Below are 21,257 nucleotides of genomic sequence, written 5' to 3'. Positions count from 1 at the left end.
AGCGGTTAGAGGTCTTGGGACCCCAACCATCGGCGCGCGGACGACCCGGACGCCTTATGACTGAAAACAAACGACTGAAAGACAAGTCCCGCGGCGCGAACGCCGCGGGACCGGCCGTGTTAGCGAATCACGTAGGGGAGCAGACCGAGGAAGCGCGAGCGCTTGATGGCGCGCGCGAGTTCACGCTGCTTCTTGGCGGAGACGGCGGTGATGCGGCTCGGCACGATCTTGCCGCGCTCGGAGACGTAACGCATCAGCAGCTTGGAATCCTTGTAGTCGATCTTCGGCGCATTCGCACCCGTGAACGGGCATGTCTTGCGACGACGGAAAAACGGACGGCGGGCACCTGCTTCAGCCATGATTCTTACTCCTCAACCGATGCGGCAGCGGGGGCGTCGGCGTCTTCACGCGGACGTCGCGGACCACGATCACCACGGAAGCCGCCGCCTTCGCGATCGCCGCCACGGAAGCCACCGCCTTCGCGGTCGCCACGGAAGCCGCCGCCACGGTCGTCGCGATCACGATCGCGATCGGCCTTGCGCATCATCGCCGACGGGCCTTCCTCGTGCTCTTCGACCCGAATGGTGATGTAGCGAATCACGTCCTCGTTGATGCGTTCTTGGCGCTCGATCTCGGCGACCACCGCGGAGGGGCCGTCGATGTTGAGGAGCACGAAATGCGCCTTGCGATTCTTGTTCATGCGATAGGTCAGGGAGCGGACGCCCCAGTTTTCCATCTTCACGACCTTGCCGCCGAGACCTTCGATCACGCCGGTAATCTGGGTTGTCAGTTCTTCCACCTGCTGGGTGCTCGCATCCTGACGCGCGAGAAAAACATGCTCATAAAGAGGCATGGCTGTCCTTTCCAAGGTTAGCGCTGATCCTGGCGGCAAGCCCTTCGAGACCTTCGGAAAGGACTCGGAATGCTCAGAAGGCGGAAGCACGGGACGACGGGCCAACTGGCCCTGCCGCATCAAATCGCCATACAGATTGAATTTGCAGGTGAAATTGATGAGACCGTCCGTTCAGCTCCCGGCCGGGATCTGCGGATGCGCGGGTTATAGGGGGTTTTGACGAATTGGCAAGCGTTGGCCGCAGATCAGCGCGGCCAGCCGTCGCCCGGGCAATTTCGCCGGCAGCTGATCAGCCCGGCTGATCAGATATGATAGCCGGGTTCCGCAGGCTTCTCGGTGCGGCGGGCCATTCCGAGGTCGGCGTCGGGCTCGGGAACAAGTTCCACGGTCTCGACGGACCAGGTGCCGTGAGCGACGTGGACGCCCTTGCCGCGGCGTTTGGCTGCGTACATGGCGCTGTCGGCCGCGCGCAATAATTCATCGGCGGTGACGCCATCCTGCGGGAAGCAGGCGCTGCCGATGGTGATCCCGACATTGAGAGGCGTGCCGAGGCCGAGGTCGAAGGGCTCGGTGATGCGGGCGATGATTCGGCGCGCATAGGCTTCGGCTTCGGCCGGCGCTGCACCCGGCAGGATGGTGACGAATTCATCGCCGCCGATGCGGAAGATGACGTCGTCGTCACGAACGACATCGCGCAACCGGTCCGCGACGCAAACCAGGACGGCGTCGCCAGCCGCGTGGCCGTACTCGTCATTGATCTTTTTGAAGCCGTCGAGATCGAGCCAGAACACCGTGAACGGCTTGCGGCCGGTTCGGGATGCCAAGACCTTCTTGTCGAGCAATTGGGCCAGCCGTTTGCTTTTCATCATCCGGTTGGGCAGGCCGGTCAGGGCGTCGTAGCTCGCCAGCCGAAGGTTCTTGCTCTCGGAGAGCAGCAAATCGAGGAGGATTTGGTAGTTCTCCAGCAAAATGACCACCACGCCGATCCCGTAGATCGGAAACAGCGCGGCCACGATGTGCAAATGGGGAATCGGCGAGAAGATCGTGGCCAGGGCGAAGGGCGTCACCAGGATGACGATCTGCGCAATTCCAAACCGCGGCGTTCCCGCGTTGCGAGAGGAAATCCCGCCCGCCAGCCCCGCGACCGCCATGCCGGCGAGCAAGGTCAGTGCCGGAACGCCCGACAGCACGCACATCGCGCAGCCAACCGCAAAGGTCGTCGACCAGATAAGAGCGAGAATGATCGGCGACGAGGTATCGCCGTCGCGGCCCGATGCCGTCGCCCTTTGCAGGGCGACCACGGAGACCATCCTGCCGACGTCGAGCAGTAGTTCGATCCCCAACCAGACGTAAGCCCAAACGGCTCCTGTCAGGTAAGCGGCAAAGCCAACGGTCAGTGTGGTTCCGACGATCGCCAGCACAAGCGTCCGCAGCTTGGTCTGGCCCTGCAGGAGCAATTTCTTGGCGATCGGCTGTGGCTGCGGCTGAGGCCCGCAAACCAGCCATCTGCTCAAGCGGTTTGATCGCCATCGCTGATCTGCTGTTGCAGCAGAATGCCGATGGTCGTTCGTTGCATTGTTCATGTTCAAATTCAAGGAGGCGCCATTCGAATGATGTCATCCAATAACGACGCGAATGTCGAAAGGGTTTTAAGAATTATCCGCAATTGCGGGCCAGGGTAAATTTTCTCTGGCAGCGAATCGGCTGATCGGCTGTTGTGCCGCGGCTTTCCATAAAGGCCGGTTGCGCTCGCGATGGCGGTGCCATCGTCCAGAATGGCGGCGGGGCTGCTATGGCGTCCGGCCTCAGTCCAGCTTGACATTGCCGGGCCGGGCGGTGTCTTTCGGCGCACTTTAGTGACATTCAGGGGCGCAGATGACCGCAGCATTTACCTTTCCGGGGCAAGGTTCCCAGACGGTCGGCATGGGCAGGGCGCTGGCCGAGGCATTTCCGGCGGCGCGCGCGGTGTTCGACGAGGTCGACGCGGCTCTCGGCGAGAAACTGACCGCGATTATTTGGGATGGCCCGGCCGAAACGCTGCAATTGACCGAAAATGCCCAGCCGGCGCTGATGGCAGTGTCGCTGGCGACGTTACGCGTGTTGGAGACCGAGGCCGGGTTTTCGGTCGGCCGCGATGCCGCATTCGTCGCCGGGCATTCGCTCGGGGAATATTCAGCGCTGGCGGCCGCAGGCAGCCTGACCATCACCGATGCCGCGCGATTGCTGCGGACCCGGGGGCGGGCGATGCAGAAGGCGGTCCCGGTCGGGGTCGGCGCGATGGCGGCGTTGCTCGGGCTCGACTACGAGGCGGCGGTCGCTATCGCAGACGAGGCCGCGCAAGGTGAGGTCTGCCAGGCCGCCAATGACAATGGCGGCGGTCAGGTGGTGGTCTCGGGCCACAAGGGCGCGGTCGAGCGCGCGCTCGAGATCGCCAAGACCAAGGGCGCCCGGCGCGCGATGCTGCTGCCGGTGTCGGCGCCGTTCCATTGCACCCTGATGCAGCCGGCGGCCGAGGCGATGGCGGAGGCGCTTGTCGGCGTCGCCATCAAGGCTCCGGTATCGCCGCTGGTGTGCAACGTGCTGGCAGCGCCGATCACCGATCCGGACGAAATCCGCACCCGACTGGCCGAACAGGTCACCGGCACGGTACGCTGGCGCGAATCGGTGGCCTATATGGCCGACCATGGCGTCACCCGGTTTTTCGAACTCGGCGCCGGCAAAGTTTTGAGCGGTCTGGTCAAGCGCATCGCCGATGGCGCCGTTGGCGTGTCGGTCGGTGGCCCCAGTGATATCGCGGCGGCCAAGGACGCGCTCGCCGCGTCGCATTCGGCGTGAGCCGACCAAGGAGACAGCATGTTCGATCTAACAGGCAAGACCGCGCTGGTCACCGGCGCGACCGGGGGCATTGGCGGGGCGATCGCGCAGGCGTTGCACGCCCAGGGCGCCACGGTGGCGCTGTCGGGGACGCGGCACGAGGCGCTGGAGGCGCTGGCCGCCAAGTTCGGTGAGCGCACCCACATCCTGCCGTGCAACCTGTCCGACGCCGCCGCGGTCGAGGCGCTGGTGCCGGCGGCCGAGCAGGCGATGGGGCAGCTCGATATCCTGGTGAGCAATGCCGGCATCACCCGCGACAATCTGTTCGTGCAGTTGAAGGACGAGGACTGGGACGAGGTCATCAATGTCAATCTGACCGCGACCTTCCGGCTGGCGCGCGCAGCGACCAAGCTGATGATGCGCAAGCGATTCGGCCGCATCATCGCGATCACATCGGTGGTCGGCGTCACCGGCAATCCGGGGCAGGGCAACTACACGGCGGCCAAGGCCGGGTTGATCGGCATGATCAAGACGCTGGGCGCCGAATACGCCAAGCGCAACGTCACCGCCAATTGCATCGCCCCGGGCTTCATCGCAACGCCGATGACCGATGCGCTGAACGACAAGCAGCGCGAGGCGATTCTGACAAAGGTACCGGCCGGACGATTGGGCTCGCCGGACGACATTGCGGCGGCGGCGGTTTATCTCGCCTCCAACGAAGCCGCCTATGTCACCGGCCAGACACTTCACGTCAACGGCGGCATGGCGATGATTTGACGTGACTTGCGCGCATTTGGCGGTGCAAATGCGTCACTTGGGGGCCGTTGGGCCTTGTGGTCAATGCATCGGAAGTATGATAACCGAACCACCAGCGGATGGACAAAGAAGGCCATTGCAGGAATTCGAAACCCTGTATATTGGCGGTGCGGAGCTTGGCGTCGATAGCCCGGCTTCGACCGTCGGGGACGGGGCAAAATCACTACACTGCGCGATTGCGACGAGAACTTAACGAGTTAACGCACCACGATGGCTCGTATCGTTTGTCGGTCGGGTCCAATGGAACAGCACGGGGTTATACGATGAGCGAGATTGGCGAGCGGGTTAAGAAGATCGTGGTGGAACACCTTGGTGTCGAACCCGAAAAAGTGGTCGACAATGCGAGCTTTATTGACGATCTCGGCGCCGACAGCCTCGATACGGTCGAACTCGTGATGGCGTTCGAAGAAGAATTCGGTTGCGAGATTCCGGACGATGCCGCCGAGACGATCTTGACGGTCGGCGATGCCACCAAGTTTCTCGAAAAGAACGCGAAGAGCTGACACCTTCGCGCAGCAACTGATGAAGCCGGACGGGCCGCGACGCCGCGGTCCACCGGCTTCTTGTTGTGGGTCGCGGGTGCCGAGCTGGAGTATTGTATATGAGGCGGGTTGTCGTCACAGGCCTTGGCATGGTTTCGCCTCTCGGCTGCGGCGTTGAGGCGACCTGGAAGCGGATCCTCAACGGCGACAGCGGTGCCAAGCAGATCGATACGTTCGACGTGTCCGATCTGACCAGCCGAATCGCCTGCGTCATTCCGCGTGGCGATGGCACCGGAGACACCTTCAATCCCGATCAGTGGATGGAGCCGAAGGACCAACGCAAGGTCGATGACTTCATCGTCTATGCGATGTGTGCGGCCAAGCAGGCGCTCGACGACGCCGACTGGCACCCCTCGACCGAGGATGAGCGCTGCGCCACCGGCACGATGATCGGGTCGGGCATCGGCGGGCTGTCCGGCATTGCCGATACCGCGTTGCTGCTCAAGGAACGCGGGCCGCGCAAGATCTCGCCGTTCTTCATTCCCGGCCGCCTGATCAATCTCGCCTCCGGCTATGTGTCGATCGCGCACGGCCTGAAGGGGCCGAACCACGCCGTGGTGACGGCGTGCTCGACCGGCGCGCATGCGATCGGCGACGCCGGCCGGCTGATTGCGCTGGGCGACGCCGACGTGATGGTCGCGGGCGGCACCGAATCACCGATCAGCCGGCTGGCGATGGCGGGATTTTGCGCCTCGCGGGCGCTGTCGACCGGGTTTAACGATACGCCGCAAAAGGCCTCGCGGCCCTACGACAAGGATCGCGACGGCTTCGTGATGGGTGAGGGCGCCGGGGTCGTCGTGCTCGAGGAATACGAACATGCCAAGGCGCGTGGCGCGCGGATCTACGCCGAACTGATCGGCTATGGCATGTCAGGCGACGCCTATCATATCACCGCGCCGTCTCCCGACGGCGACGGGGCGTTTCGTTGCATGAGCGCGGCAATGAAGCGCGCCGGCATCTCGGTGTCCGATCTCAACTACATCAACGCGCACGGAACCTCGACGCCGCTCGGCGACGAGATCGAGCTCGGCGCGGCGCAACGCCTGCTCGGCAATGCGGCATCGACGGTGTCGATGTCCTCGACCAAATCCTCCACCGGGCATCTGCTTGGCGCGGCCGGTGCGGTCGAGGCGATTTTCTGCATCCTGGCGATTCGCGACAATGTTGCGCCGCCGACCATCAATCTCGACAATCCATCGGTCGACACCGCGATCGACCTCGTGCCGTGGAAGCCGCGGTCGCGCGAAATCAATGTTGCGCTGTCCAATTCATTCGGCTTCGGCGGCACCAACGCATCGTTGATTGTCCAGCGCGTGGTCAATTAGCGCGCGATGCGGCGGCTTCACCATTTCGCCGCAATCGCTGCGATCTTCTAGGGTGGCCGATCATTTTGACTTGGCGCCTGCGACGGTGCAAAGCGATCTGAAACAACTCCGGTACAACCCCGGTTGTGATGCGATTCCGAAGTTTCAGCTGTGCCGTAGGAGCCGAAATAAGCTAAAGAATCCCCGCGAGCAGGCGATGCCGCAATCGATCGGAACCGGCGCGCAGCGACTAAGCGGTCGTTGCGACAAGTCAAAATTGAACCGATAGGACTTTAGGTTGCACCGATGAGTGAAAGGCCGCCGATTTCACCGAGAAGCCCGCGCGCAGCGTTGGAGCCGGAGCAGGTGCCGCCGCCGCCGAAGCGGTCCGACCGGGCCCGCAATCCGTTCATCGTGATAGGCAATGCCATCATTACGCTGTTGCTCGTCGTGATGCTCGGTGCCGGCGGCATTTACGTCTATGGCAAGCAGAAGATCGAGGCGCCCGGGCCGCTGCAGGAAGACAAGATCGTCAACATTCCGCCGCGCGCCGGCATGGGCGACATCGGCGACATTCTGCAGCGCCAGGGGGTGATCGACAGCAACCGCTGGGCCTTCATCGGCAGCGTGTTCGCGCTGAAGGCGCGCGCCGGCCTGAAGCCGGGCGAGTATCTGTTCCAGAAGAACGCCAGCCTGCGCGACGTGATCGGCACCATCGTTGAAGGCAAGGTGGTGCAGCACGCGGTGACGATTCCGGAAGGCCTGACCTCGGAACAGATCGTGGCCCGGCTGTCCGACAATGATATTTTTTCCGGCGGGATCCGGGAGATCCCGCGCGAGGGCTCGTTGATGCCGGAGACCTACAAGTTTCCGCGCGGCACGTTGCGCGAGAAGGTGATCCAGCGCATGGAGCGCGAGCAAAAGCGGGTGCTCGCCGAGATCTGGGAGCGGCGCAATCCCGACGTTCCGGTCAAGACGCCCGAGCAACTGGTGACATTGGCCTCGATCGTTGAGAAGGAAACCGGCAGGGCCGACGAACGCAGCCGGGTCGCAGCCGTGTTCGTCAACCGGTTGCGGCGCAACATGAAGCTGCAATCCGACCCGACCATTATTTACGGGCTGGTCGGCGGCAAGGGCACGTTGGGCCGCCCGATCAAGCGCAGCGAGATCCAGCAGCCTTCACCCTACAACACCTATGTGATCGACGGCCTGCCGCCGGGTCCGATCGCCAATCCCGGTCGCGCCTCGCTGGAAGCCGCCGCCAATCCGGCGCGGACCCGAGATCTGTTCTTCGTCGCCGACGGCACCGGCGGTCACACCTTCACCGAGACCTACGACCAGCACCAGAAGAACGTCGCCAAGCTGCGCGCGCAGGAAAAGCAGACCAAGAACGACGCGGCCGAATCGACGGACGATCAGGACCCGACCGCCACGATCGCGCCCGACGCCAATGCCTCGGCCGAGCCGGACAAGCCCCTGCCGACTCCGAAACCGTCCAAGCGGCGCGGACGCACCGGAGCCCACCGGCAATAGCTTTGCCGGTCATACCGTTCACACGGCGACGGATCATGGCTAAGGTCGCCGCCGTCGTCTGACCGAATCTCAAACCTGAAATCTGCGGAGACCATCACGCGATGTCGTTATCGAGCATGACCGGGTTTGCACGCAGCCACGGCAATAGCGGGCCGTATACGTTCGAATGGGAATTGAAGTCGGTCAACGCCAAGGGCTTCGACTTCCGGATGCGGCTGCCGCCGGGGTGGGACGACGTCGAGCTGGCCGCGCGCAAGCGCGCCGCGGAAGTGCTGTCGCGCGGCACGATCTACGCCAATCTGAGCGTCAAGCGTGCCGGCGCGTTGTCGACGATCCGCATCAATGAGGACGTGCTGAATTCGATCCTGAAGGTCGCCGCCGAACTGGCCGGCAAGATCGATGCGGTGGCGCCAAGCGTCGATGGGCTGCTGGCGATCAAGGGCGTGATCGAAGTGGCCGAGCCGGAAAGCGACGAGACCGAGGACAAGGCGGCGCGGGTCGCCGTCGAGGCCGCGTTCGCGCAGGCGCTCGCCAGCCTGGTCGAGATGCGCAAGCGCGAAGGCGCGACGCTGGGCGAGATCCTGTCGCTGCGGCTCGACGAGATCGAGGTGCTCGCCAGCAAGGCCGAGGCGGCGCCCGGACGCAAGCCGGAGGCGATCAAGGCGCGGCTGGCGGAACAGATCGCCGCATTGATCGACTCGTCGGACCGTTTCGACGCCGACCGGCTGCATCAGGAAGCCATCATGATCGCCACCAAGGCCGATATCCGCGAGGAGCTCGACCGCATCGCCTCCCACATCGCCCAGGCCCGCGAGATGCTCGCCAAGGGCGGCGCGGTCGGTCGCAAGCTCGATTTCCTGTCCCAGGAATTCAACCGCGAGGTCAATACCTGCTGCTCGAAGTCGAACGACCTCGACCTGACCAATGCCGGGTTGGCGATGAAGAACGTGGTCGAGCAGTTCCGCGAGCAAGTTCAGAATCTGGAGTGACCATGACGGCCTCGGGGCACGGCTTCGAAAGTCTCGAGCGGCGCGGCTTGATGTTCGTGCTGTCGTCGCCATCCGGCGCCGGCAAGACGACGCTGTCGCGGCTGCTGATCGCGCGCATGTCCGGCTTGAAGATGTCGGTGTCGGCGACCACCCGAACCAAGCGTCCGGGCGAAGAAGAAGGGCGCGACTATTACTTCGTCGACCATCCGCGGTTCAAGGCAATGACCGACAACGGTGAATTGCTGGAATGGGCCAATGTGTTCGACAATTGCTACGGCACCCCGCGGGCGCCTGTCGAAGCCGCATTGGCGGCCGGCGAGGACGTGCTGTTCGACATCGACTGGCAGGGCACCCAGCAACTGCGCGAGAAGGCCCGCGACGACGTCGTCAGCGTGTTCATCCTGCCGCCATCGGCGGCGGATCTGGAAAAGCGGCTACACACAAGGGCGCAGGATTCCGACGAGGTCATTCGCGGTCGGATGAGCCGCGCCAGCCATGAGATGAGTCACTTCGCCGAATACGACTACATCGTCATCAATCACGATCTCGACGAGGCCTTCGCCGAGGTGCAGTCGATCCTCAAAGCCGAGCGGCTGAAGCGCGAGCGCCGCACCGGGCTCACTGCCTTTGTGCGCGAATTGCAACAGCAGTTGGAGCGTTAGGCTCAACCCGACCGCTTGGCTGCGCCCGAGAGCAATCGCTCGATCTCATTGCTCTGATCGAGCACTTCCTCGCGCTGGCGCGCGACCTTGATCCACTGCATCTGCGGCTCGCTGCGGGCGTCGGGGGAGGGCGCCGCGGGGAAGGCATCGCCCCAGATATCGGGGCGGCCATTGGCGTCACGCCGGACCTTGGGCCGGGTGCCGCCGAATTTTACGATCGCTCCGATGGCAAGGCCCGCCACCGCCAGCGCGGTGACCAGTGCACCGAGCAACATCCGGATCGAGGAGCCGGCGGCGGTTTCGGCCGGCGTTTCGGCCGCCACGGCGGCGGGCGCGGCCTGTACTGCGGTCTGCGTCGCAGTGCTTGCGCCCGGATCGCGATCCGCCGAACTCAGCGTATCGCGCCGATCCGGCCAGGCTGCGGCGGGCTGCACTTGCGGCTCGGCATTGAGCGCCACCGCGGGATTCGGAAATGGTGATTCGGCGGGTTGCGCGACGGGCGCATTTTCCGGAGCGGGGGCGGGCGTCACAGCGTCCTGCGCAAATTCGGCCCGCGCATTGGCGACCCCTGGGTGCAACACCGGCTGCGTTGCGGCGGGCTCGGGCGCAGCCGGCTCGGCGGATGCCGTCGGAATCGCCGCGGGCTTTTCGTCGATGCCTCGGACATACCAGCATTTACGATTCTGGGTGCGATCGGTCCGGTAGTACCAATGGCTGCCCTGCGGCGCCGGCGCGTTGGGTTTGGCGAGACATTCGTCGGCGGCAAGGGCGGGAGCGGCGGTGATCGCCGGCAGTGCAACGCCTGCGGCCACGACCGCCCATGCGGCGAATTTCGCGGTTCGGTTGTTCATGTCATCCCCCGGTAGAACTCGGCTGAAACAGGAAGCTTAGTGTCCGTTCTGCGCGAAAAATGGGGTCGCAATAAGCCACGAATCCGGAGTTGATTGGGCAAAAGTCTGACCCGCGAGGTGGAACTCGCCTGCGGGCCGGACCGTCTCGATCGGGTCAGAGCCGGCGAAGGCGGGGTGCGCCAACGCCGCTCAACACGCCGCCGCGTCAGTTCTTCAGCATGATACGGCCGACGACCTTGCCGGCGCGCAATTGATCGATCCACTTCTGGACCTCGCCCATCGGCTCTTCCTTCATCGGCGTCGGCTTGATCTTGCCGGCGCGCGCCAGCGCCATCAACTCCTTGGCCTCGTCGAGCGTGCCGACCATGAAGCCCTCGATGGTCATCCGCTTGTAGATCCACTGCACCATCGGCAGGCTGAAATTGCCGCCCATCAGGCCCGACACCACGATCTTGCCGCCGCGTGCCACGGTGGACACGGCGAAATTCATCGACTTGTCATTGCCGGCGAAGTCGACGATGGCGTCGAAGCCGCCGTCGGTTTCCTTGAAGATGCGCTTGGCGATGTTGGGCTCGGACGGATCGTAGGCGAAGGATGCGCCGTTCGCGAGCGCGGCGTCGCGCGCCGCCGGATTGAGGTCGGCGACCGAGATGTCCTGTTTGAACCTCGCCTGCGCCAAGGACAGCCCCATCATGCCGACGCCGCCCAGGCCGATCAGCAGAATGTTGCGTTGGCGCGGCCGATCGACCAACCGCTTCAACGCCCCATAGGCGGTTATGCCCGAGCACATCAGCGTGGCGGCGACGTCGATCGGCAGCGGATCGTAATCCAACAGATATTTGGCGTCCGGCACCAGCACGTGGGTGGCGAAACCGCCGTCGATCGCGACGCCGAGAAAGCGGTTGCGCGCACAGAGGTTCTCGTCGCCGGCCAGGCAGTCGCGGCACTTGCCGCAGCCGATCCAGGGAAACACCGCCTTCTTGGTGCCGATCAGATCCTGGGGCGCGTCTGGGCCGACCTCGTCGACGATCCCGGCGATCTCGTGGCCGAGCGTGAAGGGCAGCGTCATGCCGCGCGTGGTATCGAGCTTGTTGCCGTCACCGAGATCGGCATAGCCGTCCTGAATGTGCAGATCGGAATGGCACAGTCCGCAGCGTTCGATCCGCACCAGCACCTCGGTGCCCTGCGGCTTCGGGGTATCGATGATGGTCTCGCACAGCGGGGCATCGAATTTGACGAGCGATTGGCGACGCATCTGCGCCATGGTCGGTCTCTCCCTTAGGTCAGTTTGATTTTGTGCCGCGTATATTGGTCAATTCATTGGCCATGGCAACAAAGCCCGAGACCGGGACTGTCTCGGCGCGCCGCGAGGCCTCGACCCCGGCCGCCGCCGCCAGCCGCGCCGGATCGACGCCGAGCGATTTCAGGCTCTGCCGCAGCATCTTGCGGCGCTGGCCGAAGGCCGCCGCCGCGACCTGCTCCAGCGCCTTGCGGTCGCAAGGTGCGGGTGTTGCGCGCGGCAGCAGCCGCACTACCGAGGAGGTCACCTTGGGCGGCGGCACGAAGGCCGCCGGCGCGATGTCGAACAGCATCGCGGTCTCGGCGCGCCAATTCGCCAGCACGGCGAGCCGGCCATAGGCCTCGTCGTCCGCGCCCGCCACAATGCGCTGCGCCACCTCGCGCTGAAACATCAGCACCATCGCGTCGTACCAGGGTGGCCACGGTTCGGTACTGAGCCAGCCGATCAGCAGCGGGGTGGCGATGTTGTAGGGCAGGTTGGCGACGATCTTGGCGCGCTCGCCGTTGAGCAATGGCCGCGGATCGAATTCCAGCGCATCGGCGCAGACGATATCGAGCCGGCCGGGATAATGCGCGGAAATCTCCTGCAGCGGGCCGAGCGCGCGTTCGTCGCGCTCGATAGCGATCACGCGCCGGGCGCCCAGCGCCAGCAGCGCCCGGGTCAGTCCGCCCGGACCGGGGCCGATCTCGATCACTGTGGTATCCTCGAGCGGACCGGCGGCGCGGGCGATCCGCGTGGTGAGGTTGAGGTCGAGCAGGAAGTTCTGGCCGAGCGCTTTGCGCGGCGCCAGATCGTGCCGCTTGATGACGTCGCGCAGCGGCGGCAGATCGTCGATCATGGCGTCGCCGCCATCCGCGCCGCCAGCCGCAGCGCCGCGATCAGGCTCGACGGATTGGCGCGACCGCTGCCGGCGATGTCGAAGGCGGTGCCGTGATCGGGGGAGGTGCGGATGAAGGGCAGGCCGAGGGTGACGTTGACGCCGTCATCGAAGGCGATGGTCTTGATCGGGATCAGCGCCTGGTCGTGATACATGCAGATCGCGCAGTCATAGCGCGCCCGCGCGGCGGCATGAAACATGGTGTCGGCCGGCAGCGGGCCGCGCGCGTCAATGCCCTCGGCGCGCAGGATTTCTACCGCCGGCGCCACGATGGCGCGATCCTCACTGCCGAGCGCGCCGTCCTCGCCAGCATGCGGATTGAGCCCCGAAATCGCCAGCCGCGGCCGCGCGATCCCGAAGCGATCCCGCAGCGCCGCCACCACGATGCGCGCGGTCGCGACGATCAGCTTGGTCGATAATTGCGCGATGGCGTCGCGCAGCGACACATGGATGGTGACCGGCACCACCGCGAGCGGCGCGCTCCACAGCATCATCACCGGCTGCGGCGCCGGGCCGTCGCCGCCGGCAAGGGCGGCGAGGAATTCGGTATGGCCGGGAAAGGCAAAGCCGGCCTTGTACAACACGCTCTTGGCGATCGGGTTGGTCACCACCGCGCTGGCGCGGCCGGCCGTGACGTCGGCGACCGCCTGACGGATTGATGCGATCGCGGCGGGCGCGCTGGAATCGTCGGGCGCGCCGGGTTTCGCCGTGACGCCGACCCCGGTCGAGACCACCGGCAGCGCATCGGCGAAGCAATCGGCAGCCTGCTCGGGCAGGACCTCGGCGCAGGCGATGTCGAGGCCGAGCGCGTTGGCGCGCTGCGCGAGAAAGGCGCGGTCGCCGAGCAGATAGAAGGGCGGCAGCGACAATTCGTTGCGCCGTAGCCAGGCGGCCAGCGCGATATCCGCTCCGATGCCTGCGGGGTCACCGAGGGTCAGCGCCAGAGGGTGTGTCATGTCGCTGACTCGAGTCTTTCTCGCGCAGTATCGCGTGCGCTAGCGGTACTCGATCATCGCCGAGTTGCGCACATCGCGCAAATAGGCCTTCGACTTCGCTTCATATTTCTTGGCATACATCTTGTCGCGGATTTCCCGCATCTTCGGCGTGTCGGCCTTGGTCGGCTTGCGACTGCACAGCACGACCATTTCAATGCCCTGCTTGGTGACCTCGGGCGGGGTCAGATGGCCGATCGGAGTCTTGTCGAGCAATTCGCGAAGCACCGGAGGAAGATCCGCCGAGGTCTTGGTGACGGTTCCGCGGATCGCGGCATTGCGCATGTTCTTGAACAGCCGGTTGGCTTCCGCGCAACTCTGGACGCGGTCGCGCAGCACTTCGGCTTCCTTGCGCCTTGCTTCCAGATTGGCGCCGCGCGGGGCGATCAGCACCACCGGCCGCATCTGGTATTCGAAGCTGTCGGTGGCCTGCTTGTCGTCGCTACCGAGCGCCTGCATCACGTCCTTTTCGCCGACCAGAAGGGCATCCTTGAACCGGCCGCGCACCAGACTGGTCCAGACCATGTCGGCCTTCATGCGGCTCTTCAGCGTGTCGGCTCGTACGCCCTGACTTTCGAGTGACTTGGCCAGCTGTTCCGGGGAGATCCGCAGGCGCGAGGCCATGGTGGCGAATGACGCGTCGACCTCCGCGGCGCTGGGATCGACGCCGTATTTCTTGCCTTCCTTGAGTTTGACTTTCTCGTCGATCAGCTCGTCGATGACATCCTTGCGGCTCGGGGTCTTGTGGGTCGAGATCTGCAGCAGCTTGCTGCGCTGCTCGATGTCAAAATTGGTGATTGGCTCGCCATTGACCATCACGGCGACGGATTGCGCCTGCGACGACACCGTGCCGGCGATCAGCATCGCGGCGCAGCACAGCAGCAGGGAGAGGAAACGAGTGCGAAATATCGTCGTCATGGTCAAGTCAGGTATCCAGCGATTCGAGGTTGCCCTGTTCCGAATGCGACGGCGCCGCGTGTGCGCAATATACGCTATTGGCCGATGCCGCCGTTCGCGAGGCCCGCCACATTCTGCGATACGGCACTCATGCCGATGGTTCGCAGCCCGATCTGCAGCATCACCGAATGACTGAGCGTGGGCGACGTCGCATAGGTCGTGTAGCCGTAGGATGTGACGTAATTTAGAGCCATCACGAAACAGTCGTCAACGTAACCGGCGCCAACGATATATTGATTGATCTGGTTGGCTTCGAGATCCCAGCGTGCGCCGCCGGTCACCACCCAATTCGATGCCAGCTTGAACGACGCGGTGCCCAGGATACCCTGGCGCCGCGTCAGATAACCGAGATCCGGCTGTGCGGCATAATTGCCGTAGATCATGCTCACCGACCAGCGATTGAAATTCGCGTTGGCCTCGGCCTCGAAGCGATTGACGTCAAGCGTGGCCTCATCCAGTCGCGCCCGCACGGTGAACTTGTAGGTGCTGTTGGGCGCGTAGGACACCCGGCCGACATAGTCCGACCGCGACGTCGCCAGTCCGGAATCGAGTCCGGTATTGGTCGCGTCGGCGACCGCGTAGGAGTTCAGCCCGAACAGATGGTAGGACTGGCCGAACAGCACATTGATCGCGCCGCCATGGTCGAACTGCGTGGTGGCCTGAACGCCGACATTGGCGCGGCCGCCACCCTCGACCCGGTCATAGCCGGAAAACTTGTCGACGCTGAACAGGTTGCTGGCATCGAAGGTCATGCTTTGCGCGTCTTCGTTGGGCAGCTTGCCGGCATAGGTTTCGTTCGGCCGCACGATCACCTGCGCGATCGGCTCGATCGTCGTGGTGCCCCAGGGCTGGACGTTGATGAAGGGGTAGCGATATTCCAGGCCGATCGTCGGCATCAGCCGCAGCGCCTGGGTATCGCCACTCGGCAGGAAGTTGGAAACGCCTGGCTGATTCGAGATCGAGGAGTCGATCGCATCGGCGCGGATCGAGGCGAACGGGGTCCAGAGCTGCCCGTAGGAATCGGTAAAGGTGCGGCGCCACTTGGCTTCGGCAGTCAGCCTGGTGTAGGTGCCCGGTGCGCCGCGCAGCAGACAGTTGGCTGGTGTCCGCGCCGTCGGATCGGCCGAGGTCAGCGAGCACAGGCTGCTGTTGTTGGCGGCTGAGGTTATCGCATCGAACTGCGCGGTATCGCGGCTGAGGCTGGTGAAGTTCGTCAGATAGCTGAATTCGCCGCCCAGCAGCGAATGATCCAGCACATTCGCATAGTCGATCACCGGATGAACGATCGGGATCTGGCCCTGGATGTCGGCCGAGGAATAGCCCAGATAGTAGATGGTGCGGGCATCGAAATAGCTGCGGTTGCCGACGCCGGTCAGATACAGCTGCGAGACGCCTTCGGTCGACTGCGTCAGGAACGAGCCCCAGGGATCCTTATACTGCGATAGCCGATAGTCGGTGAAGAACGCCTTGTCGGTCAGGGCGACGGCGTCCCAGCCCCAGACCCATTTGTCGTTGATGGCGAACTGGCCCTTGGTCTCCACGCCACCGCGGAAGGCGCGGTCGCCGGGCTGTCCGGCGAAGGTCGACTGGCTCTGTTGGTCGATCCCATAGGCGCGGATCTGGTAGGCGCCGCCCATCAGCCGCTGCCGGAACTCGCCCTGCATCAACAGACCCTGGGTCGTGGTGTAGCGCGGCGACAGCGTGATGTCGTAATCCGGCGCCAGCGCCCAATAGAACGGCACTTCGAATGCCGAGCCGAAGGTGCTGCTGCTCGCATAGAACGGCATCAAAAATCCGGTCTTGCGCTTAACCGTCGGATCCGGCGTCGAGAAATACGGCAGATAGGCCAGCGGCACGCCGAAGAATTCGAGCTGCGCATTCTCGAAATACAGCATCTTGTCGGTTTGGTCGTGAATGATCCGCGCGCCCTTCACCTGCCACAGCGGCGGCTTCTTGGGGTTGTCCTTGCAGGGGGCGCAGGCGGTGTAGACGCCGTTTTGGAACACGTTGTAGTTGCCGCCGGTGCGGTCGGCACGCGAGGCGGCGATTCGGGTCTGGTCCGCGGTTTCAACCCGCAGCGAATCGACGAATCCGTCGCGGTAATCGTCGCTGAGATCGAGCAGATTGGCATAGGTAATCTTGCCATCCACATCGGTCATGCGGACGTTGCCTTCGGCCTGTAGCCGCTTGGTCTTCTGATCGTAGACGATCCGGTCGGCCTCGACGGTGGTGCCGTTGAAATACATCTGCACGTTGCCGACGGCCGACACCCGCGAATTGTTGTAATCGTAATTCACCTCGGTCGCCTGCACGAACATCTGCCCGTTATTGGCCGGGCGAGGGGTCTTGGGGCGGACCGGAGGCTGGTTATAATTGAAGCTTTGGGCGGAAACGGGTGTCGTGGCGGTCAGATCGACCGCGCCCGCCAGCAGCAGGATTGCCAGAAATGGCCCCAGCCGTGAAGCCACGGCCCGGCGGTCGCCGCGCGTTACGACGCGCGGCTGCAGGGCGGTCAGCTTTCCGTGGAGGGCGGCGAAAACTGCCACTACCCGTCCTCCTGGTACAGCAAGGCCAAAAATCCGGCGAGACCACCCACCGAGACAGGTAGCCAAGCCGCAGCGAGTGGATTCATCAATTCAGCCTTACTCAAATCCTCGGTGACTTTCGACAGGATGTAGAGCAGAAACCCTGCAGCCACGCCACTCAAAACCATCTTCTGCACGCCGCCAAATCGAAAGAATCGCAAGCTTACAGAAGCCGCTAGCATGACCATCGCGGCCAGCAAAAACGGCTTTGCCAACAGCTTATAATACTGCAGGCGATAGCCCGACGTCGCGAACCCGGAACTCTCCGACGACCGGATATAATCCGGAAGTTGCCAAAATGACACACTCTCGGGGACCGTGAAATCATTGCGGATCTGGGCCACGGTCAGCGTGGTCGGCAGGCGGAAACTGTCCTGATCGACGGGCAATTCCCCCAATGTGTAGCGGCGGACGCCTTTGAACAGCCAATAGCCCGGTTGCAGCGTCGCCTCGCGCGCTTCGATCCGTTCCTTGAACTGAAAGTTCGGTTCGAATCGGAAGACGGTCAGGCCAGTGAGTAGGGCTCCCTGGCGCTGGCTCTGCGCCGCGCTGATGATGGCCTGGCCCTCGCTGGTGATCTGATTGATCCAGAACCCATTGGCGTCCTGCAGGCTGCCCGAGCCGTCGCCGAACAGTTCGGCCTCCATCTGCTTGGCCCGTTCCTGCATATAGGCCGAGACTGGATTGAACACCGTGCTGGCGAATATGCCCAGCGCCACCGCGCTCCACAGCGCCGGCGAAATGAATTCCCAGGCGGACAGTCCGGCGGCGCGAGCGACCACGAGTTCGAGGCTTCGTGACAGCGCCAGATAGCAGGTCATGCCGCCGATCAGGATACAGAACGGCATCATCCGCTCGAGCAGCTGCGGAACCCGGTAAAATGAGGCCTGCGCCAGCACCAGAGCCGAGACGTTGAGATTGCCGGCGCGCCGCAGCATGTCGATATAGTCGACAAAGACCAGCAGCACGAACAGGCCGAAGAACACGCCGAGCGACGCCGCTACGAAGCGGCCCGCGAAGTAACGTCCGAGGGTTGTGCCCACCATCTCAGGCTCCGCTTCCGGATGGCTGCGGACGGCGGAGCAGGCGGGTCAAGGATTCGCTCAGGGTCTTCAGCGCTTCGGTCAACCTCGCCGGCGGTTCGATCACGACGTGGTTCGCGATCACCCAGACCCCGCCGCCGATCGAAACCGCCAGCAGCAGATATTGGACCGCGGCCACCCAGGGCATGTTGTGGGTCACGACCGAGCAGGCGAAGCCGGCCAGCCGCACCGTAAACGCCAGAGCGACCGCGCCGATCATCGAGAAATTGCGACTTTGCCGCGTGGTGCGCGGCAGGCCGAGAAACATGAATGCGATCGCGGTGAAGGCGAACGGATAGATCGATGCCATCAGACGGTCGTGCATTTCGGAGCGGAATCGGTTCGGCATCTTGACGTAAAGCGGGTCGTCGGCCGCAGGCCACATCAATTCCCACAGATAGAGCTCGCGAATTCCATAGGTGACGTCGCGGGCGCGGGAGAATTTCGACATGTCGAAGGCATAGCGGGTAAACGCGACCAGCACCGGATCCTGTTTGCCGGCCTCGAAGCGCTCGAGATTGCCGTCCTCCAGAACCAGAAACGAGCCATCCTTGTTCTTCACCACGGAACCGTGATCGGCGACGATGCTGATGCGCTCCTTGGGATCGCGGCGGTCGTCGATGAACACGCCGACCAGCAGCCCGCCCGGCTGCCTTTCGCGGACCCGGATGGTGAGGTTCGGCTCGATCTGCGCGAACCGCCCAGGCTGCAGGATATTGGCGAGAATGTCGGCGGTGATCTCGCTGTCCCAACGACTGATGCGGCGTAGCCCGTCGGGCGCGATATAGGCCGAAATGATCGTCACCAGGATCGAGACCGCGATGGTGGCGAAGATGAAGGGGCGGAGCAGGCGGATCGGCGACAGGCCAGCGGCATTCATCACGATGATTTCAGAATCGGTGGCCAACCGGCTGAGCGTATGGGCGACCGCAATCATCAGCGCCACCGGGGCAATCACCAGCACCAGCACGGGTACGGCGAGGCCGGTGAGGCCGAGAAACGTCACGATGGTCTGGCCCTGACTGGTCATCAGGTCGATGCCGCGCAGCGCCTGCGTGATCCAGATCACGCCGGTCAGACTCGCCAGAACCACCGTGAAGGAGGTCATGGTCATCCGAAAAATGTAGCTGTCGACGGACCCCATCGGTCGGCACGATCCCCGTTAAAGATGCGACATCTCCGGCTGCCAGGATTCAATGGTGAATCCCCCCCATGGCGGCCAGGCCGTCTCCGGTCCCAGTTTGGCATTACCATCTGTTTGATCTGTCAACAAAATGGCTGAGCCGTGATGGCGTCGAAATATGGTTAATGGAGAATGGAGTGTCGCCCGAAAGACACGCCCGCCGCTGCCGAGTGGTATTGAGGTGGGGCGAGATCGCCCGTCCGGGATTTGCGCGATTGGCCGCTGATTGCGGCGCTGGGCGGTCCGTGCCGCGCGGGGGGAATCGGCAGCCGCAATTTATTCAGAGTTTGACTATGGTTCAGAAGCTGCCTTGACATAATGGCTCAGGAAACCAAAACCTTTCACCGACCATTGCGCAGCGGAATTCTGTTCCTGCGCTAGCCCTGATTTGGAGGATTGCTCATGACCGACGCCGTCAAGGTCGGCTTCGTCCCGTTTTCCGCGAGCGCGCGCGGCACTCTCTTTGTGCTGTGTGACGACACTCTGAAATTCGGCGCGGCGACCGCCAAGGCGCTGGGCGCGGCGACGAACCTCGTCAAGCGGGCGGCGGCGACCAAGCAGTTCAAGGGCAAGTCCGGCTCGGCGCTGGAGATTCTGGAGCCGGAAGGCCTCAAAGTTGGCCGGCTGGTGGTGCTCGGGGTCGGTAAATCGGACGCGATCAAGGATTATGACTTCCTCAAGCTCGGCGGCAAGATCGCCGGCAAGCTCAACGCCGGCGCCGACGCCGTCACGGTGATCGCCGAATTGCCTGGGGCGGCGCTGACGCCTGGTCAGGCCGCGGCGGTGGCGGCGGGGATGCGGCTGCGGGCCTATAAATTCGATCGCTACAAGACCAAGAAGAAGGACGACGATCAGGGGCCGATCAGCGCCAATGTGTCGATCGCGGTGGCCGACGTCGCCGCGGCGAAAAAAGCCTTCAGCTCCGAGAGCCATGTGGTCGACGGCGTCATCCTGGCGCGCGAATTGGTCAATGAGCCGCCGAATGTGCTGTTTCCGGTGGAATTCGCCCGTCGCGCCGCGCAATTGCGCAAGCTCGGCGTCGGCGTCGAGGTTCTCGACGTCAAGGCGATGACCAAGCTGGGGATGGGCGCGTTGCTCGGCGTGTCGCAGGGCTCAACCCAGCCCGGCCGGCTGGTGGTGATGCGCTGGAACGGCGGCAAGAAGGGCGAGCAGCCGATCTCCTTCATCGGCAAGGGCGTCTGTTTCGACACCGGCGGCATCTCGATCAAGCCGTCGGGCAGCATGGAAGACATGAAGGGCGACATGGGCGGCGCCGCCTGCGTGGTCGGGCTGATGCATGCGCTGGCGGCCCGCAAGGCCAAGGTCAATGTGGTCGGCGCGATCGGCCTGGTCGAGAACATGCCGGACGGCAACGCCCAGCGACCGGGCGATATCGTCACCTCGATGTCGGGGCAGACCATCGAGATCATCAACACCGACGCCGAGGGGCGGTTGGTGTTGGCCGACGTGCTCTGGTACGTGGCCAAGAAGCACAAGCCGAAATTCATGGTCGATCTCGCCACCCTGACCGGCGCGATCCTGGTCGCGCTCGGCACCGAACATGCCGGCCTGTTCTCCAATAATGACGAATTGTCGGAGCGGCTGACCACGGTCGGATTGTCGACCGGCGAACTGGTGTGGCGGATGCCGATGGGTCCCGAATACGACAAGATGATGGATTCGAAATTCGCCGACATGAAGAACGCCGGCGCCCGCAATGGCGGCTCGATCACCGCCGCGCAGTTCCTGCAACGCTTCGTCGACGGCACCCCATGGGCGCATCTCGATATCGCCGGCACCGCAATGGGCGCGCCGAATACCGACATCAATCACAGCTGGGGCTCCGGCTATGGCGTCCGGCTGCTCGATCGGCTGGTGGCGGAATACTACGAAGCCAAATCCAAGAAGTAATCGCGC

Annotated in this window: 19 protein-coding genes; 8 read left to right on the top strand and 11 right to left on the bottom strand. The window is 63.8% G+C overall.

What is annotated here, in order from left to right; genetic code table 11:
- Positions 1-119 precede the first annotated feature (119 nt).
- The 3 genes from rpsR to RBJ75_RS07150 form a co-directional block, all read right to left on the bottom strand.
- Positions 120-359: a 30S ribosomal protein S18 gene (gene rpsR / locus RBJ75_RS07160; protein WP_027536720.1), complete on the bottom strand. Its 240-nt coding sequence runs from the start codon at positions 357-359 to the stop codon at positions 120-122.
- Between the two features lie 5 nt (positions 360-364).
- Positions 365-853: a 30S ribosomal protein S6 gene (gene rpsF / locus RBJ75_RS07155; protein WP_044411881.1), complete on the bottom strand. Its 489-nt coding sequence runs from the start codon at positions 851-853 to the stop codon at positions 365-367.
- Positions 854-1,155: 302 nt separating this feature from the next.
- Positions 1,156-2,274, bottom strand: coding sequence for a GGDEF domain-containing protein (locus RBJ75_RS07150; protein WP_160297940.1), 1,119 nt, complete (start codon positions 2,272-2,274; stop codon positions 1,156-1,158).
- Between the two features lie 454 nt (positions 2,275-2,728).
- On the opposite strand from RBJ75_RS07150, the gene fabD reads away from it, so the two are divergent.
- The 7 genes from fabD (at position 2,729) to gmk (ending at position 9,513) form a co-directional block, all read left to right on the top strand.
- On the top strand, positions 2,729-3,688 hold the full coding sequence (fabD, locus tag RBJ75_RS07145) for an ACP S-malonyltransferase (RefSeq protein ID WP_317528838.1): 960 nt from the start codon (positions 2,729-2,731) through the stop codon (positions 3,686-3,688).
- A gap of 18 nt (positions 3,689-3,706) precedes the next feature.
- A complete protein-coding gene (fabG, locus tag RBJ75_RS07140; protein WP_044405801.1) occupies positions 3,707-4,444 on the top strand; it encodes a 3-oxoacyl-[acyl-carrier-protein] reductase in 738 nt (245 codons plus the stop codon).
- 302 nt (positions 4,445-4,746) lie between these two features.
- Positions 4,747-4,986: an acyl carrier protein gene (locus tag RBJ75_RS07135; RefSeq protein WP_006610957.1), complete on the top strand. Its 240-nt coding sequence runs from the start codon at positions 4,747-4,749 to the stop codon at positions 4,984-4,986.
- A gap of 98 nt (positions 4,987-5,084) precedes the next feature.
- Positions 5,085-6,350 carry a beta-ketoacyl-ACP synthase II gene (fabF, locus tag RBJ75_RS07130; RefSeq protein WP_044405813.1) on the top strand — a complete coding sequence of 422 codons (1,266 nt, stop codon included), beginning with the start codon at positions 5,085-5,087 and terminating at the stop codon, positions 6,348-6,350.
- A 285-nt stretch (positions 6,351-6,635) separates the two neighbouring features.
- Positions 6,636-7,862 (top strand): endolytic transglycosylase MltG, encoded by a 1,227-nt coding sequence (gene mltG, locus RBJ75_RS07125; RefSeq protein WP_044405815.1) that lies wholly within the window; start codon positions 6,636-6,638, stop codon positions 7,860-7,862.
- Positions 7,863-7,963: 101 nt separating this feature from the next.
- On the top strand, positions 7,964-8,851 hold the full coding sequence (locus RBJ75_RS07120; RefSeq protein WP_044405817.1) for a YicC/YloC family endoribonuclease: 888 nt from the start codon (positions 7,964-7,966) through the stop codon (positions 8,849-8,851).
- Between the two features lie 2 nt (positions 8,852-8,853).
- On the top strand, positions 8,854-9,513 hold the full coding sequence (gmk, locus tag RBJ75_RS07115; RefSeq protein ID WP_044405819.1) for a guanylate kinase: 660 nt from the start codon (positions 8,854-8,856) through the stop codon (positions 9,511-9,513).
- A gap of 2 nt (positions 9,514-9,515) precedes the next feature.
- Here gmk and RBJ75_RS07110 read toward each other — a convergent pair whose 3' ends face one another.
- The 8 genes from RBJ75_RS07110 to lptF all read right to left on the bottom strand — a co-directional run bounded on the left by RBJ75_RS07110 (position 9,516) and on the right by lptF (position 19,301).
- Complete coding sequence (locus tag RBJ75_RS07110) at positions 9,516-10,364, bottom strand: hypothetical protein (RefSeq protein WP_044405821.1); 849 nt, start codon at positions 10,362-10,364, stop codon at positions 9,516-9,518.
- 205 nt (positions 10,365-10,569) lie between these two features.
- The gene (locus RBJ75_RS07105) at positions 10,570-11,628 is read right to left on the bottom strand and encodes an alcohol dehydrogenase (protein WP_044405823.1); all 1,059 of its coding nucleotides are present in this window, start codon (positions 11,626-11,628) and stop codon (positions 10,570-10,572) included.
- Positions 11,629-11,647: 19 nt separating this feature from the next.
- Positions 11,648-12,502 (bottom strand): 16S rRNA (adenine(1518)-N(6)/adenine(1519)-N(6))-dimethyltransferase RsmA, encoded by an 855-nt coding sequence (gene rsmA / locus RBJ75_RS07100; RefSeq protein WP_044405826.1) that lies wholly within the window; start codon positions 12,500-12,502, stop codon positions 11,648-11,650.
- Complete coding sequence (gene pdxA / locus RBJ75_RS07095; protein ID WP_044405828.1) at positions 12,499-13,497, bottom strand: 4-hydroxythreonine-4-phosphate dehydrogenase PdxA; 999 nt, start codon at positions 13,495-13,497, stop codon at positions 12,499-12,501. Before pdxA ends, rsmA begins: the two co-directional genes overlap by 4 nt.
- A gap of 39 nt (positions 13,498-13,536) precedes the next feature.
- Positions 13,537-14,451, bottom strand: a complete 915-nt coding sequence (locus RBJ75_RS07090) for a SurA N-terminal domain-containing protein (RefSeq protein WP_044405830.1) — start codon at positions 14,449-14,451, stop codon at positions 13,537-13,539.
- Between the two features lie 74 nt (positions 14,452-14,525).
- Positions 14,526-17,036, bottom strand: a complete 2,511-nt coding sequence (locus tag RBJ75_RS07085; protein ID WP_276156808.1) for an LPS-assembly protein LptD — start codon at positions 17,034-17,036, stop codon at positions 14,526-14,528.
- Complete coding sequence (lptG, locus tag RBJ75_RS07080) at positions 17,036-18,121, bottom strand: LPS export ABC transporter permease LptG (protein ID WP_044410885.1); 1,086 nt, start codon at positions 18,119-18,121, stop codon at positions 17,036-17,038. The genes RBJ75_RS07085 and lptG overlap by 1 nt, the downstream gene beginning before the upstream one ends.
- A gap of 1 nt (position 18,122) precedes the next feature.
- Positions 18,123-19,301: an LPS export ABC transporter permease LptF gene (gene lptF, locus RBJ75_RS07075; protein ID WP_044410883.1), complete on the bottom strand. Its 1,179-nt coding sequence runs from the start codon at positions 19,299-19,301 to the stop codon at positions 18,123-18,125.
- A gap of 441 nt (positions 19,302-19,742) precedes the next feature.
- On the opposite strand from lptF, the gene RBJ75_RS07070 reads away from it, so the two are divergent.
- A complete protein-coding gene (locus RBJ75_RS07070) occupies positions 19,743-21,251 on the top strand; it encodes a leucyl aminopeptidase (RefSeq protein WP_044410880.1) in 1,509 nt (502 codons plus the stop codon).
- The last annotated feature ends 6 nt before the right edge of the window (positions 21,252-21,257 follow it).

Origin of the sequence: Rhodopseudomonas sp. BAL398 (assembly GCF_033001325.1) — a bacterium.
In the GTDB taxonomy this organism is placed as follows: domain Bacteria; phylum Pseudomonadota; class Alphaproteobacteria; order Rhizobiales; family Xanthobacteraceae; genus JARJEH01.
Note: the sequence above shows the minus strand (reverse complement) of the source record. Positions and strands in the feature narration are given on the sequence as shown.

Bases quoted from the DNA above. Each gene is read 5' to 3' on its own strand.
- rpsR (WP_027536720.1), bottom strand. From the start codon at position 359: ATGGCTGAAGCAGGTGCCCGCCGTCCGTTTTTCCGTCGTCGCAAGACA.
- rpsF (WP_044411881.1), bottom strand. From the start codon at position 853: ATGCCTCTTTATGAGCATGTTTTTCTCGCGCGTCAGGATGCGAGCACC.
- fabD (WP_317528838.1), top strand. From the start codon at position 2,729: ATGACCGCAGCATTTACCTTTCCGGGGCAAGGTTCCCAGACGGTCGGC.
- fabG (WP_044405801.1), top strand. From the start codon at position 3,707: ATGTTCGATCTAACAGGCAAGACCGCGCTGGTCACCGGCGCGACCGGG.
- RBJ75_RS07135 (WP_006610957.1), top strand. From the start codon at position 4,747: ATGAGCGAGATTGGCGAGCGGGTTAAGAAGATCGTGGTGGAACACCTT.
- fabF (WP_044405813.1), top strand. From the start codon at position 5,085: ATGAGGCGGGTTGTCGTCACAGGCCTTGGCATGGTTTCGCCTCTCGGC.
- mltG (WP_044405815.1), top strand. From the start codon at position 6,636: ATGAGTGAAAGGCCGCCGATTTCACCGAGAAGCCCGCGCGCAGCGTTG.
- RBJ75_RS07120 (WP_044405817.1), top strand. From the start codon at position 7,964: ATGTCGTTATCGAGCATGACCGGGTTTGCACGCAGCCACGGCAATAGC.
- gmk (WP_044405819.1), top strand. From the start codon at position 8,854: ATGACGGCCTCGGGGCACGGCTTCGAAAGTCTCGAGCGGCGCGGCTTG.
- RBJ75_RS07110 (WP_044405821.1), bottom strand. From the start codon at position 10,364: ATGAACAACCGAACCGCGAAATTCGCCGCATGGGCGGTCGTGGCCGCA.
- RBJ75_RS07105 (WP_044405823.1), bottom strand. From the start codon at position 11,628: ATGGCGCAGATGCGTCGCCAATCGCTCGTCAAATTCGATGCCCCGCTG.
- rsmA (WP_044405826.1), bottom strand. From the start codon at position 12,502: ATGATCGACGATCTGCCGCCGCTGCGCGACGTCATCAAGCGGCACGAT.
- pdxA (WP_044405828.1), bottom strand. From the start codon at position 13,497: ATGACACACCCTCTGGCGCTGACCCTCGGTGACCCCGCAGGCATCGGA.
- RBJ75_RS07090 (WP_044405830.1), bottom strand. From the start codon at position 14,451: ATGACGACGATATTTCGCACTCGTTTCCTCTCCCTGCTGCTGTGCTGC.
- lptG (WP_044410885.1), bottom strand. From the start codon at position 18,121: ATGGTGGGCACAACCCTCGGACGTTACTTCGCGGGCCGCTTCGTAGCG.
- lptF (WP_044410883.1), bottom strand. From the start codon at position 19,301: ATGGGGTCCGTCGACAGCTACATTTTTCGGATGACCATGACCTCCTTC.
- RBJ75_RS07070 (WP_044410880.1), top strand. From the start codon at position 19,743: ATGACCGACGCCGTCAAGGTCGGCTTCGTCCCGTTTTCCGCGAGCGCG.